The organism is Aeromonas sp. S13(2024) (genome assembly GCF_041402405.1).
Classification (GTDB): Bacteria; Pseudomonadota; Gammaproteobacteria; order Enterobacterales; family Aeromonadaceae; genus Aeromonas; species Aeromonas veronii.
Map to the genome: position 1 here is coordinate 765,568 of NZ_JBGLRA010000001.1, position 14,322 is coordinate 779,889.

The following is a 14,322-nucleotide window of genomic DNA, read 5'->3' on the forward strand; positions in this document are numbered from 1 at the left end:
GATTTCAGGACTCCGACAAGGTGGCACAGCCGGTGGTGACAGGCTGGTGCGTGGCAAGATGGTGGATGGCAAACCAGAGCTGACCGGCGGCGATGCCACCGTCATTGAGCGGCAGGGTTTCAGAGGTCAATACCTGCCGGCCGGCCGCTTCGAGAGCGGGAACCAGCTGGTCCATCAGCACCCGGTTTTGAAAGACGCCGCCCCCGAGCGCCACCGGATAGCCGGGGAAGCGTTCGGCAAGGGCGATGACCAGATTGCTGATGGCGCGGATAAAACCGGCGGCCAGGCTGGCGGTGGCGGTGCCTTTGCGCCGCTCGCTGACAAGGGTATTGATGAGCTCGGCCCACTGGATCTGCAGTGGTCCCTCTGTTGATTGGCTGAGATCAAAGGCGAGGGGGAAGGGCAATTCATCGGGGGCCAATTGTAAGGCGGCTGCCTCCAGCAGGAGTCCCGCTTCGCCCTCGTAATCCGGGGTATCGATCACTCCCAAGAGCGCCGCCACCGCATCGAACAGCCGGCCGATGGAACTGGTGTAAGGGGCGTTGCGACCCAGCTGCCAGAGCTGGTGCAGGTTGCTGATCCGCTTAAGGGGCAGTTGCTTGATCAACGGAATATCGAGGGCACTGATCTGCTCAGGGCTGTGCGATTCAAACAGCAGCCCCAGCAGCTGGCGCACCGGCTCGCGGATGGCCGCCTCGCCGCCGATCAGCTTGAAGGGTTTGAGGTGGGCAACGCGCTCGAAGTCCTTCACATCGGCCAGCAGCAGCTCGCCACCCCAGAGGGTGCCGTCATCGCCAAGGCCGGTGCCATCGAAGGCAACACCCAGCACCGGGCCCGTGATGTTGTGCTCGGCCATCACCCCCAGCAGGTGGGCGTGATGGTGCTGCACCTCGAGATGGGTTGCCCCCTGATCATGGCAATAGCCTTTGGCCCACTGATGGCTGAGGTAGCCCGGGTGGCGATCCGAGACCAGCAGTTCTGGCTTGAGATCGTAGAGGTCGCGAAAGGTCGCCAGGGTCTGCTCGAAGTGCTCTTGCATCGGCAGGCTGTGCAGATCGCCGATATAGGGGCTGTAGATGCGCTGGCGGCCGAAGGCGAGCGCCAGCTGGTTCTTCTGCTGCGCCCCGACCGCCAGCAGCGGCGCCTTGACCGCCTCTTGCAGGCTGGGAGTGCAGGGGGCATAACCCCGGGCGAGGCGCAACGTCTGGCGCCGCCCGCCTGCCCACTGCACCAGACTGTCGTCGCACGGGTGCAGGATGGGGCGATTGTGATCCAGGATGCCGTCAATCTCGCTGCCGAGTTCCCTGACCACCGCCTCGCACTCGATAAGGATCGGGCTGCCGCGGCCATTGGCACTGGTGGCCACCAGCGGCATGGCGCAGGCATTCAGCAGCAGCTGATGGAGCGGGGTATAGGGGAGCATAACCCCAAGGTAGGGGATGCCGGGAGCGATCCCCTCGGCCAGCGGCGCAGCAGATTGTTGCGATTCTGACGGCCGATCATCGTTTTTGCGTTTGCGCAGCAGAGTAATGGGTCTGGCCTGAGAGGCGAGCAGCGTCCACTCTGCCTCGCAGCCGGTGACATGCAATTTGGCCTCGGCAAGGGAGCCCATCATCACCGCCAGTGGCTTGCGCGCGCGCCGCTTGAGCGTTCGCAATCTGGCCACACTCTGTTCATTGCGGGCATCACATATCAGGTGATACCCCCCCATCCCCTTGACTGCAATCAGCGCCCCCGCTTGCAGGTCACGTGCAGCTTCGTGCAGGGCATCCTCGCGCTCGGCTAGGGCATCGCCACGGCCATTTCGCCAGCTGAGGTGGGGCCCGCACTCGGGGCAGCTCACCGGCTGGGCGTGGTAGCGTCTGTCCAGCGGGTTTTCATAGGCCGCCGCACAACGCCGGCACATGGCAAAACCGGCCATGGCGGTATGGGGGCGGTCGTAGGGGAGGCGGCGGATGATGGTGTAGCGCGGGCCGCAGTGGGTGCAGTTGGTAAAGGGGTAGTGGTGGTGGCGATCGTTGGGATTGGCCACGTCCGTGGCGCACGCCTCGCACATCCCCTGATCCGGCGAGATGGCGACCGTGGCCGCGCTCTGCTGCTGGCTCGCTTTAATTCGAAACTGGCTATGAAATTGGCCATCGAAGTCGGGATCATGAGCGAGGGGCAGCTCCCGCTCGCTGAAATGATCGATGCGGCTAAGCGGCGGCGCCAGTTCTCGCAGTTCACGGGCAAAGCTGGCGAGCTGCTCAGGCGATCCTTCGGCGCCGATGGTGACGCCGTTGGCATCGTTCAAGACATAACCGGCAAGGCCGTGGCGCAGCGCCAGCCCATAGACGAAGGGGCGAAAGCCGACCCCCTGTACGATGCCGTCGATATGAAATTCGCGGCGCAGCCGGTTGGCCACAGGATTGGCAGAGCCAGAAGGGGCGATGGTGGAGCTCATGCCGGCTCCATCTCATCTTGAGTCTGCGGCAAACGCAGCACCCGGCGCTCGTTCTCCTCGCGCCGCACCCAGCCATCCATCTCCATGCGCAGGCAGAACGGAATGGCGTATTTACGCGACAAGCCGGTGATCTCCTTGAGGGATGCCATGTCGATCAGATCTCCCACCTGCTGGCCCGCCAGCACTTCGGCGACCATCTGGTTGTAAAGCTCGGCGTCGTAGTAGATGGGGCCATCGAGCTGCACCAGATACTTGAGTCGCGCCAGATTGCGCAGCTGCTTTTGCAACGCGCCTTTTTGTTGCAAGCCCTGCAGCAGGGCGGCGGGCAGCTTGCGGGTGATAAAGGGATCCAGCTCTACGCCGCCGGGGCCCAGTTTACCGGGCTCGTACCCCTCCTTGCCTTGATCTCGCACCACCTTGAGCACCAGCTGCGCCTCTTCCCCCAGATCATCTTCCGACTCGCCGCTGCCCTGCTGCCACTTGTCATGGTGCAGGCGAACAAGCTGCTCGCTCTTGAGCTGCTGGAGCAGGGCCTGAATGACCGGCAGGGCGATGCCAAAGCGGGTTGCCAGCTCGGCGGCGCTGAGCGGTTCGCTGGCCAGCGTGGCCAGCAGCTGGTCGCGGCTCTGGGCCAGCCAGCAGCTATCCAGCAGCCACTCACCGAGGGGGGTGACCTGCTCTGGCTGCTGGTCAAAGCGGCTGGCCAGCACATAGCCATTGAGGCCAAGCTGCAGGGTGGCCGGGTTGTAGTGCTCGAGCTCATCAGGCAGCTCACCGAGCAGGGTGTGCAGCGCCTTGCGTCTGGCGGGATGGATGTCGCCGCACCAGACGATGCGGGCGCCGTGCAGCAATTCGCTGCTGCCGTGGCGAATGATGGCGAGCGGCTGGCCAAAGAAGCAGGGGATGGGGCTGGCAAAGATCAGCCGCGCCAGCCGGGAGTCCTTGATCGGCACGAAACGGGCCCGGCCATGCCAGCTGCCGAGGGCTACTTCGACCTCCTTGTTGTGCAGAGAGGGGCGTAGTGCCTTGCCGCTCAGGCTCTCGGTGTTGAGCCGCACGATGAGGTGAGTCGCCGCCTCGCACTGGCCAGCTGCGCTGGTCAGGCTGTGGCCGCGAGCCACCTCCTTGTGGGGCACTTTTTTCAGGCCCACCGCCACCCGGCAGACGGCGCCGATCTCGTCGACGCTCTGGTGATAGGCCTGCAGGGAGCGCACCTGCACCTCCCGATCGGCGGGGTAGAGGCGCAGCTTGTCCCCCACCTTGAGGCTGCCCTGCTGCAAGGTGCCGGTAAGCACGGTGCCGGTGCCGTTGGCGGTAAAGACCCTGTCTACATACAGTCGCGGGGCGGCCTGTTCGAGGGGAGCATGATGCTCAGCCATATCTCCTAGCTGGCAGACGATGGCGGTGTGCAGGGCTGCCATATTGGCGCCGGTTTTGGCGCTGACGCTGACGATGTCGGGCACCATGCCGCTCTCGTCCATTACCCGCTCCAGCAGGCTCTCTTCCAACAGCAAAAGCTCGTCGGGGGAGACCAGATCGCACTTGTTGATGCAGACCAGGAGGCGCGGCACCCCCATCGCCTTGAGCAGGCGCAGGTGATCGCCGGTCATCGGCATCCACCCCTCGTCGGCGGCAATCACCAGCAGCACCAGATCCAGACTCCAGAGCCCCGCCACCATGTTGCGGATATAGCGCTCGTGGCCGGGCACGTCGATGACGCCTATGGTGTTGCCCTGACCGTCGTCAAAGTGGGCAAAGCCGAGATCCTGGGTCATGCCGATGGCCTGCTCGAGGGCGCGGGCGGTGGTGATGCCGGTGAGGGCCTTGATCAGCAGGGTCTTGCCGTGGTCCACGTGACCAGCAAGACCGATAACGGCGCGATAGGGGGTCATGGGATCAGGGCTCCTCGGTCGCATTTGTTGCATTGAACGGGGCGGGCAGCAGCAATTCCTTGAGTTGGGCGATCAGCAGTTCCATCTCGGTCGGCAGCAGGCTCGCCATATTGAGCAGCACCTTCTGCTGGCGCACGGTGGCGATGACCGGCACCGGCAGTTCGCGCAAATCATCGAGCAGCTGCTGGGCCGGGCGCGGGTCGGTGCATTCGAGCGCAGGGGCCGGATAGAACTCGTCCGGCAAGGTGCCACCGCCCACCACCAGCTGGGCGGGGACCGGCACAAAACAGCCGGGCAGGGCGGACATCAGCCGGGAGGCTCTCGCCTGCATGGCGGCCGGGTTGCTCAAGGTGCGCTGGGCGATACCCTCGCCGACGGGAGATTTGTTGAGTTTGTGGATGAGCAGGCGTTCGAGCAGGGAGTAGACGATGCGGCTCGGGCGGAAGGTACGCATCATGGGGTGTTTTTCCAGCCGCTTGATGAGATCGGCGCGGCCGCTGATGATGCCCGATTGCGGGCCCCCCAAGAGCTTGTCGCCTGAGTAGCAGACCAGATCTGCCCCCGCCTTGATGTACTGGCGCACCGAGGTTTCATCCGGCGCAAACTCTTCGGTGGTCAAGCCGGAGCCCTGATCCACCGCCAGCACTACATGTTCGGGCAGGGCGCGGGCCACCTCGCCGATATCGGGTGATTCGGTAAAGCCGCGAATGGCGAAATTGGATCTGTGCACCATCAGTACCAGCGCGGTCTGATCGGTGATGGCATCGAGGTAATCTTTGGCGGTAGTGATATTGGTAGTGCCTACCTCCACCAGTTTGGCGCCGGAGAGCGCCAGAATGTCGGGAATGCGAAAGCCGCCGCCAATCTGGATCTGCTCGCCGCGCGAGACGATCACCTCGCGCCCCTTGGCCACCTCCTGCAGCAGCAAAAAGAGCGAAGCGGCGTTGTTGTTGACCACCAGCGAATCCTCGGCCTGGGTGAGGCAACGGAGCAGGGGGGCGATCAGCCCCTTGCGCCCGCCGCGCTTGCCGGTGGCGAGATCCAGCTCCAGATTGTTGTAGCCGGTGTTGAGGTCACGCACCTCGTCCCACAGTTCGCTACAGAGCGGCGAACGCCCCAGATTGGTATGCACCAGGGTGCCGGTGGCGTTGATCACCCGGGTTTGACGTTGGCGCAACTGCTGTCGGCAGCGCTTGGCAATCAGCGCCTCGGTCTGCTCGGGGGCGACGCCATGCTGGCGAAAATCTTCGCTCTGGCGCAGCGCACTCAGGGTCTCGCGCACCGCCTGAGTCACCAGCGGGCGGCTCAGCGCCTCGATAAACCCGGCGAGAAAGGGTTGCTGCAGCAGCTGTTCCACTTGCGGCAGACGGCGCGTGTGTTGCTGGCCGGGCTGTTGCTGAGAATCTGGCTGTGAATCATCGGCAGCCGTACCTGATGCGGGCTGGCGATGGGGGATGGCTGGCGCGTGAGACGAGTTCGGCATGGGATTACCAGTGCAGTGCGTGGGTTCGGGATGCGCACCGGTTTGCCGATAGAGAGGCCGAGCTGACGGGTTATGGCACTGCTGGCAATTTGCGGATAACTGCAAACTGGGTGCATCAATGAGCGGGTATAAATTAATGCTTCATCGATGCTGATAAATTAATTTTTGGCCAGCGAGATAACCTGACTTCGGATTATATTGGCAAGCGGCAAGCACCTTTTACTAAGGTATTGTTTCAAACATATTGAACAAACGAAGAAAATAACATTCAGGCTGATAAATACAGCGAGAGAGTATTTGTTCAATAGATAAATTTGGCGGAAGAGGCAGGAATCGAACCTGCCAAAGCCTTCTCGGCTCACATCGGTTTTGAAGACCGAGGAGGCCACCAGACCCCATCAACTTCCGTAACGGTCGTCATTTTGTGGCAAATTTCTGTGACTGGCAACGCTTTTTTTGTCATAAAAAATCGAGAGTTAGCGATTTTTTGAAAAAATCAAAGAACCTTGTTTTATATCAAGTTCAGCACAATTAGCCCGATGTTTTTAATTTAACATCGGGCCTCGATCACATTGGCATAACCGTCGGTCAATAACGGTCGTTAACAACTCGATAAATAATCACCGGTTGGCGTTGGCAATATTCCACTGATCCAGTTTATCTATTAACAGACCGGTATCCTTGGCGGCATCAAGATGCTGATAAAGATAATCCATCGCCTCGCTCACCATCTCGGTCATCGGGAAGGAGAACGCCACGATGGCCGGTTGTACCCCGACAAATATCACCTCGGGGACAAAGGTCTTGAGCTCGTCGATCAGGAAATTGAGCGGCATATTGTGGGTCGAGAAGATAAACATCTCGGCGATGGTCTCGGGGGGGATCACCTGCAGGGTTCCCGCCTTCTCGCCGATCTCGGCGGCATCCACCAGCACCACCCGCTCCGGTTGCAACTCCCGCACCTTGTAGACCACATTTTCCGGCGCGATGCCGCCGTCGATATGGATCCAGCCGGGCAGGGGGGCGGCTTGCAGTTTGTCGGCAAGATAGGGGCCGGCACCGTCGTCCCCCATCATGGCATTGCCCACGGTCAACACGAGATTGCAGCCCATCAGCGGCTCCTTACCATCAGGTACATATGGGGGTCGTTAAAGAGGGCGGTGAGCTGATCCATAAAGGTGTTGGTCCAGCCCAGCTCCTGCTCATCGAGCAGATTGTCGGCTTTGCGCAGTCGGTCGAAGGCGCAGGCCAGCATATGGCAGTGCTCGCGATAGATGGTGATCTCGCCAAAGGTGAGAAACCCCTCCATCTTGCGGCGCGCTTCGCTCCCTTCTGGCAGCTTGGCTACCCAGTCGCGATAACCGGTCAGCGAGCAGACCAGGTCTGCTCGCAGGCAATCGACAATGCCGAGGTGGTGGCCGATGGCGAGGCTGTAGTACATCACCTCCCTGGCCTCTTCCGGCACGTCGAACTGCTCGTCGACGAACTTGCGCGAGAGGCGATAGAAGAAAACCTCGTTAGCCATGCACCGCCTCTCCCTTGCCGGCCGCCCGGTTGAGGCAGGCGTTTGCGAGGTTGTGGACGATCTCCGCCAGGCGCGGATCGTCGTGCTGATCGAGGTAGCTCTGGATGCGCAGATCCACATCCTGCTGGGTCGCCCCTTCGAGCAGGGCCATAAACTCGTCGGCGATGATCCGCCCCTGACGATAACCGGCCATGCGGCGCGCTTCGCGTTCGATCATCACCCGGATTTCGTTGGGGATACCGGTGTGGCGCAGTTCGACCCGCTCACCCGGTTGCACCTCGTGGCTGGTGGCTTTGAGTTTCTGCTCAAGCAGACCGAGCGCCACGGCAAAGCCGTAGATGGTGGCCGCCGGTGTCGGAGGGCAGCCGGGGATATAGACATCCACCGGCACGATCTTGTCGGTGCCGCCCCAGACGCAGTAGAGGTCGTGGAAGATGCCACCGTCACAGCCGCAGGCGCCATAGGCGATGCAGATCTTGGGATCGGGCGCCGCCTCGTAGGCGCGCAGGGCCGGTACCCGCATCGCCCGGGTCACTGCGCCGGTAAAGAGCAGGATGTCGGCGTGGCGCGGGGAGGCAACCACCTTGATGCCGAAACGCTCGGCATCAAACAGCGGGGTGATGGTGGCGAAGATCTCGATCTCGCAGGCGTTGCAGCCGCCGCAATCGACCCGGTAGACATAGGCCGAGCGGCGAATGTCCTTGAGCAGGGTCTTCTTGAGTTTGGTGATCTCGGGATCCTGTGCCAGCGGCACGGCGCGGGTATGGGCATGGCCGACAACCGGTTCTATGCCTTTGATCTTGCTCATCACATCCACTCCTGTTGTGTGGCTATCGGTGTGATCAGGGCCGAGTCAGGCTGGCTCAGCATGCTCTGTTTTCGTTTGCAGTCGGGGCAGTGGTGCAGTCGCTCTGGCGGCGCCAGCGGCTTGGCATCGCGAGCCAGCGGCGTGCCAGCTTGCTTGAGGGTGTCCTCCACCAGTGCTACCAGCTTGCTCGGGGCAAAGTAGGTGCCGCACAGGGTGCAGGGGGCCAGCGCGAAGCGGGCCTCCTCATAGAGATCGGCCTTGTTGGTCACCGCCAGCTCGAACTCGGGGGAGAGGGCGATGGCGCGGGTCGGGCAAACCTCCTCGCAGCGGCCGCAGAAGACGCAGCGCGCCATGGAGATCTCCCAGCGCCGTTCGCCGGTCTCCATGTCCACTTCCATCACCAGCGCATTGGCCGGGCAGGCCTTGGTGCAGGCGGCGCAGGCGATGCACTGATCCGCCTGATATTTCGGTTTGCCGCGAAAATCCCGGTTCACCTCGTAAGGGGCGAAGGGGTACTTGGCGGTCGGGGTGCCAGCCTTGAGGATGGTCTTGAACAGCTTGATCATGATGACCCCTTATTTCAGCGGAGAGTTTTTGCGATCGATGCCGTAGCGCTCGATCTCCTTGTAGGAGACCACGGTGGATTTGCCCTTCTTGGGGTCGACCAGGGTGACCCGGTCGGTACAGGAGTAGCAGGGATCCAGACTGCCGATGATGAGTGGCGCATCCGCCACGGTATTGCCGCGCAGCATGTAGCGCAGGGCGGGCCAGTTGGCGTAGGTGGCGGCGCGGCAGCGCCAGCGGAACAGCTTCTGGTTATCTCCGGTCATGCTCCAGTGGACGTTCTCGCCGCGGGGCGCTTCGGTAAAGCCCAGCGCAAACTTGCCCGGCTGGTAGGTGAACCCTTCGGTCAACAGCGGCCCTTCCGGCAGGTGCTCCAAGCCGAACTCAATCATGTCGAGGGAGTCGTAGAGCTCGTGGATGCGTACCAGCACCCGGGATTGCACATCGCAACCCGCCTTGGTCTGGATCTCCATCGGCAGCTCACGGTAGCCGGCAAAGTCGTGGACCCGGCGCACGTCGCGCTTGAAGCCGCTCGCCCGTACCATGGGGCCGACACAGCTGAAATCGCGGGCAATCTGCGGCTCGAGCTTGCCGATACCGATGAGGCGGGAGGATATGTTGGCGGTATCCAGCAGCATGTCCACCAGGGGTTTGAGCTCATCACGGAGCTCGCGCACCAGCTGGGCACCCTTGATGCGATCTTCCTTGAAAATATCGCGGCGTACCCCGCCAATCAGGTTGAGACCGTAGGTCTTGCGCGCGCCGGTCAGCAGCTCGGCCAGGGTCATGGATTTTTCCCGCACCCGGAAGAACTGCATGAAGCCGGTGTCGAAACCGGTGAAGTGGCTCGACAGGCCGATGTTGAGGATATGGCTGTGCAGGCGCTCCACCTCCAGCAGCACGGCGCGGATCATCTTGGCCCGCTCCGGCACCGGAATACCCATGGCGTTCTCCACCGAGGTGGTGTAGGCGACGCTGTGGGTAAAGCCGCAGATGCCGCAGACCCGGTCGGTCAGAAACGCCACTTCGTTGTAGCCCATGCGGGTTTCCGCCAGCTTCTCCATGCCGCGATGGACATAGAAGAGGCGGTAGTCGGCATCGATGATGTCTTCGCCATCGACGAACAGACGAAAGTGGCCCGGTTCATCCGAGGTGATGTGCAGCGGGCCGACCGGCACGATGCGGTTGGTATCACTGCCGAGTTCGTTGACGAAGGGGTAGGTCTCGGTGTCGGTGGTGGGCATCGGGCGCTGGCGATAATCCATGGCGTCCTTGCGTAGCGGGTGGATATCCTCCGGCCAGTCGTCCGGCAACACCAGACGGCGTTCGTCTGGCAGACCGATGGCACGCAGGCCGTACATGTCGCGGATCTCCCGCTCGCCCCACACCGCCGCCGGAATGGTCGGGGTGATGGAGGGGTACTCCTGGGTATCGGCATCCACCAGCACCTTGACGGTGATCCAGCATTTGGTGTCGCCCTCCATGGAGAAGACGTGGTAGACGGCGAAGTGGCCGTTGAGGCTGCGCTCGTCATTGGCAAAGGAGAGCGGAAGCCAGCCCCCCAGCTGGTGGAAGATCAGGCTGGCCGTCTCAACCAGACTGGTGGGCTTGACGGTGATGGTGGCTTGATCGGCGGTTTGCCACTCCTCGTCGACGATGGCGTGGGGCAGTTGTGCTCGCACCTGCTGGATGTAATCGCAGCCGATGCGATCCGAAATGGCGATGGTCATGCAGTTCTCACTTTAATGTTCGGGAATGAGCATTCACAAATGATGAAATCGGAAAAAGTCGCTGTGCTGGCGGGCATGATTCAGATCCCGACCAGATAGGCGAGCAGCGCCAGCAGGGCCAGCCCCAACCCGTAGCGGGTGAGCTTGTGGGTGCGCACGAACTGGGTACGGGCCATGGCGTTTTCGATGATGCCAGCCAGTAAAAAGGCCACCAGCAGCTTGCAGGCGAGGATCAGCGCCGCGCCGATGAGCGCAGGCAGACTCCAGTTGGCCGCCTTGCCGAAGGGGAGGAAAATCACCAGAAAGAGCTGCACCACCACCAGTTGCTTGAGGCCGATGGAGAGCTTGAGCAGGGCGAGCCCCGCACCGGAATACTCGGTGAGCGGCCCCTCTTGCAGCTCCTGCTCGGCTTCGGCGCAGTCAAAGGGCAGCTTGCCCATCTCGACAAACACCGCGAAGGCGCAGGCGGCACCGGCCAGCAGGGTGGCAACCGGCGCGGCCAGTGGCTGGGTCGCCACATAGTTGCTGATATTGCCCAGATCCGAGCTGCCCACCATCATCGCCATGATGAAGCAGGCGAGCACCAGAATGGGCTCCACCAGAATGCCGAGGGTCAGCTCGCGGCGGGCACCAATACCTGCAAACATGCTGCCGCTGTCGAGCCCCGCCAGCGAAAAGAAGAAGCGGAAGATGGCGAACAGATAGATGTCGGTGATGAGATCCCCGGCGATGGGGAAGGGGGACTCATGAGTCAGGGTCGGCAGCGCCATCCCCACCAGCAAGAGGGCGGCGATGAGCAGCGCAGGCATCAGGTTGAAGATGATGCCGGCAGGCTCGGGGGTTACCTCCTGACGGCGCAGGAGCTTGGCGATATCCCGGTAATCCTGCAGCAGGCCCGGCCCCTGACGGGAGTGCATCTTGGCCCGCAGCACCCGGTTGAAACCGGTGGCGAGCGGCGCCAGCGCCAGCATGGCGATGGCCTGGGTCAGGGCGAGGGCAACCATGCCCCAGCTCGGCATTTCAAGAACAGGCATATCAGACTCCTACAGCCATCAGGATAAAGAGCGCCAGCACAATGCCGTGCAGCAGCCAGCCGGTTGTCCCGCTGGTATCGCTCACCCCGTGCAGGGCGCTGGCCAGATCGAGCTGCGGCTGCTTGCGATAGAGTGGCGCGCAGAGTTGGCGCAAGGTGTGGGTGACACCGCCAGAGGTGAGGCTCATGCGCTCCTCATAGGCGTAACCACAGGCCCACGGGGTGCCGGCGTGACGACGACCGAGCTTGGGCCCCTTGAAGATGGCCAGTACCAGCAGCGGGATGAGGAACAGCCCCAGCAGGGTGATGGCGATAACGGGCGGGGAGAGGATCGCCTGGCTGCTATCGAGCGGCAGCAGGGTCGCGCCGGTGGCGACGCTTATCTGGCTCGTGACTTGAGTAGAGACGAGGGCCTGACCATAGCTGGCGATATGGGGGGCAATCCAGGGGGCGCCCAGACCCAGCACCAGACAGACAGCGGCCAGCAGCAGGGTGCCTGCCACCATGGCGCTCGGCACTTCGCGGGCGTGGCTCGCGTGTTCGCTGCGCGGGGCGCCGCAGAAGCAGATGCCATACACCTTGACGAAACACATCACCGCCATGGCGCCGGTCACCGCCAGCATCACTACCGCGAGCGGCGCGACGACGGAGGTGCCGAGCTTGGTCATGGAAAGGAGCGACTGATAGATAAACCACTCGCTGACAAAGCCGTTCAGCGGCGGCAGCGCCGAGATGGCCATGGCACCGATGAGGAACGCCAGCGCGGTCCAGGGCATCAGCTTGGCCAGGCCCCCCATCTTGTCCATGTCACGGGTGTGCAGGCGGAACATCACCGAGCCGGTGCCCATAAAGAGCAGGCTCTTGAAGATGGCGTGGTTGAGCAGGTGATAGAGGGCGCCGAGCAGCCCCAGCACCACCAGTGCCGGTTGCTGGTTGGCGATGCCGATCATGCCGATGCCCATCCCCATCAGGATGATGCCGATGTTCTCCACCGTGTGGTAGGCGAGCAGCCGCTTGAGGTCATGCTCGGCCAGCGCAAACAGCACCCCGAGCACTGCCGAGCAGGCACCGAAGATCAGTACCATGTAGCCCCACCAGAGTTGGCTGGCACCGAGAAAGTCGATGCTGACTCGCAAGATGCCAAACAGACCCAGCTTCACCATGACGCCAGACATCAGCGCCGAGATATGGGAGGGGGCAACGGGCTCGGCCACCGGCAGCCAGCCGTGCAGCGGCACGAAACCGGCGCGCAGGCCAAAACCGCAGAAGCTGAGCAGGAACACCAGGGATGCCAGGGCGCCCGCCAGATGGTGCTCGCGCAGCGCGGCGAACTCCAGCGAGCCGCTTTCGCGGCAGAGCAGCCAGAAGGCGACCAGCACCAGCGCCATGCCGATATGGTTCATCACCAAGTAGAGGCGGCTCTGTTTGGCAGCATCCGGGTTGGTCTTGACCAGCCAGTAGGTGGTGAGGGTCACCAGCTCGTAGCAGAGCAAAAAACCGAGCGCGTTGTCGGCCAGCACCATGCCCACCATGGCAAAGAGGAAGAGGTTCATCAGCGCGCCGATGGCCACATCCCCCTTGCCCTGATATTCGCGAATATAGGCAAAGGAGTAGAGGGCGACGGCGACGCCGACGGTGCTAATCACCAGCAGCATCAGCGCGGCCAGCATGTCGAGGTGCACCGAGCCCAGCAGCCAAAGCTGGCCGTCGACGGGGGTGCCTTGAGCAAAGATCTGGATGGCGGCGACCAGACCCGCGAGTGATCCCAGCAGGGCAAAGCCGCTATTGAGGCGGTTGGCCAGTGCGGGCAGCTTTTGCAGCAGCAAACCGGCGGCAGCGCCCAGCAAAAAGAGCAGGAGCGTGGCCATAACAAGGGGGGACAACATCAGCGAACTCCCTCTGTGGTAGATAAATCGGATGCAGGGAGCGCCGTGGCAGGCGCCGAGAAGGCGGAGGCCCCTTGCGGGTTGGTGTCGGCCGCTTGCTGGCGACGGATACGGGCGGCGCGTTCGGTGTCGCCGTCATTGATCAGCTTCAGTGCCTGGGAGGGGCAGGCACCGACACAGGCCGGGCCGTCGGCGCGAAACTCGCACAGGTCGCACTTGACGGCGATGCTGCGCACCCCCGGCTCCCAGCTCAGCAGATCCTCGCCAAAGCAGCGCAGGCCAGCGGAGGTGGAGGGGTTGCTGGAACGGATGGAGCAGGGGATATAGGTGTCGTAACTGGTGGCCACGGCCACCGGACGGCTGCCGCCGCTCTGGATGGCGCCAAAGGGGCAGGCCACGGCGCAGAGATTGCAGCCGATGCAGAGCGACTCGTTGAGTTGCACGCAATCGCCGGTCTGGCGAATGGCCTCGACCGGGCACACCTTGATGCAGGGGGCATCGTCACAGTGACGGCACTGAACCGGCATGGTCGCCTGCTCGTGTCGCATAACGGTTAAACGGGGGGCTTGCTGCAAACCTTGCGCCTTGTGTACCTCGCTGCAGGCCGCCATACAGGTGCCACAGCCGATACAAAGCTTGGGGTCAGCGATAACGAAGCGGTTCATAGCCTACCTTGTCGTGTCGCGAACGGAGAAAGTAGGGGCTGGTTGGCAAGATACGGGCCAGATTGGTTTTTGCAGCGAAATTGGTTTTAAGTGGCTGTTTTTAAATAAATAAAAATATTCACATGGTTGGATGAACGCGCTGATGTGGCTGTCGAACTGTGACGTTCGTCACTTGTGACGAAGCCGCCAAGAGGGTTCGTCACCTTGGAAAACGCAGCAATAAGCAGGGTGCAAAGAACGCAGTGAATTGCACCGTTTGCAGCATATGGCCACGGTGGTTTGCCCCCTTCTCC

11 protein-coding genes and 1 tRNA gene are annotated in these 14,322 nt (G+C 62.4%); all 12 read right to left on the bottom strand.

Annotated features, from left to right (window positions below; all coding sequences use genetic code 11):
* Positions 1–4 precede the first annotated feature (4 nt).
* Positions 5–2,443, bottom strand: a complete 2,439-nt coding sequence (gene hypF, locus ACB042_RS03380; RefSeq protein WP_371177782.1) for a carbamoyltransferase HypF — start codon at positions 2,441–2,443, stop codon at positions 5–7.
* On the bottom strand, positions 2,440–4,335 hold the full coding sequence (gene selB / locus ACB042_RS03385) for a selenocysteine-specific translation elongation factor (protein WP_371177783.1): 1,896 nt from the start codon (positions 4,333–4,335) through the stop codon (positions 2,440–2,442). Before selB ends, hypF begins: the two co-directional genes overlap by 4 nt.
* Positions 4,336–4,339: 4 nt before the next feature.
* Positions 4,340–5,818: an L-seryl-tRNA(Sec) selenium transferase gene (selA, locus tag ACB042_RS03390; RefSeq protein ID WP_179901626.1), complete on the bottom strand. Its 1,479-nt coding sequence runs from the start codon at positions 5,816–5,818 to the stop codon at positions 4,340–4,342.
* A gap of 315 nt (positions 5,819–6,133) precedes the next feature.
* Positions 6,134–6,225: transfer RNA gene (locus tag ACB042_RS03395), tRNA-Sec, on the bottom strand.
* A gap of 213 nt (positions 6,226–6,438) precedes the next feature.
* Positions 6,439–6,930 (bottom strand): hydrogenase maturation peptidase HycI, encoded by a 492-nt coding sequence (gene hycI / locus ACB042_RS03400; protein WP_201957220.1) that lies wholly within the window; start codon positions 6,928–6,930, stop codon positions 6,439–6,441.
* Positions 6,930–7,343, bottom strand: coding sequence for a formate hydrogenlyase maturation HycH family protein (locus tag ACB042_RS03405; RefSeq protein ID WP_158109995.1), 414 nt, complete (start codon positions 7,341–7,343; stop codon positions 6,930–6,932). The genes hycI and ACB042_RS03405 overlap by 1 nt, the downstream gene beginning before the upstream one ends.
* Positions 7,336–8,151, bottom strand: coding sequence for an NADH-quinone oxidoreductase subunit B family protein (locus ACB042_RS03410; protein WP_371177784.1), 816 nt, complete (start codon positions 8,149–8,151; stop codon positions 7,336–7,338). The genes ACB042_RS03405 and ACB042_RS03410 overlap by 8 nt, the downstream gene beginning before the upstream one ends.
* Positions 8,151–8,717, bottom strand: coding sequence for a formate hydrogenlyase complex iron-sulfur subunit (locus ACB042_RS03415; protein ID WP_371177785.1), 567 nt, complete (start codon positions 8,715–8,717; stop codon positions 8,151–8,153). The genes ACB042_RS03410 and ACB042_RS03415 overlap by 1 nt, the downstream gene beginning before the upstream one ends.
* Positions 8,718–8,726: 9 nt before the next feature.
* Positions 8,727–10,445 (bottom strand): NADH-quinone oxidoreductase subunit C, encoded by a 1,719-nt coding sequence (locus ACB042_RS03420; RefSeq protein WP_371177786.1) that lies wholly within the window; start codon positions 10,443–10,445, stop codon positions 8,727–8,729.
* A gap of 80 nt (positions 10,446–10,525) precedes the next feature.
* On the bottom strand, positions 10,526–11,479 hold the full coding sequence (locus ACB042_RS03425; protein ID WP_100645946.1) for a respiratory chain complex I subunit 1 family protein: 954 nt from the start codon (positions 11,477–11,479) through the stop codon (positions 10,526–10,528).
* Between the two features lies 1 nt (position 11,480).
* Positions 11,481–13,364: a hydrogenase 4 subunit B gene (hyfB, locus tag ACB042_RS03430; protein ID WP_371177787.1), complete on the bottom strand. Its 1,884-nt coding sequence runs from the start codon at positions 13,362–13,364 to the stop codon at positions 11,481–11,483.
* Positions 13,364–14,029: a 4Fe-4S dicluster domain-containing protein gene (locus ACB042_RS03435; RefSeq protein ID WP_371177788.1), complete on the bottom strand. Its 666-nt coding sequence runs from the start codon at positions 14,027–14,029 to the stop codon at positions 13,364–13,366. Before ACB042_RS03435 ends, hyfB begins: the two co-directional genes overlap by 1 nt.
* Positions 14,030–14,322 lie beyond the last annotated feature (293 nt).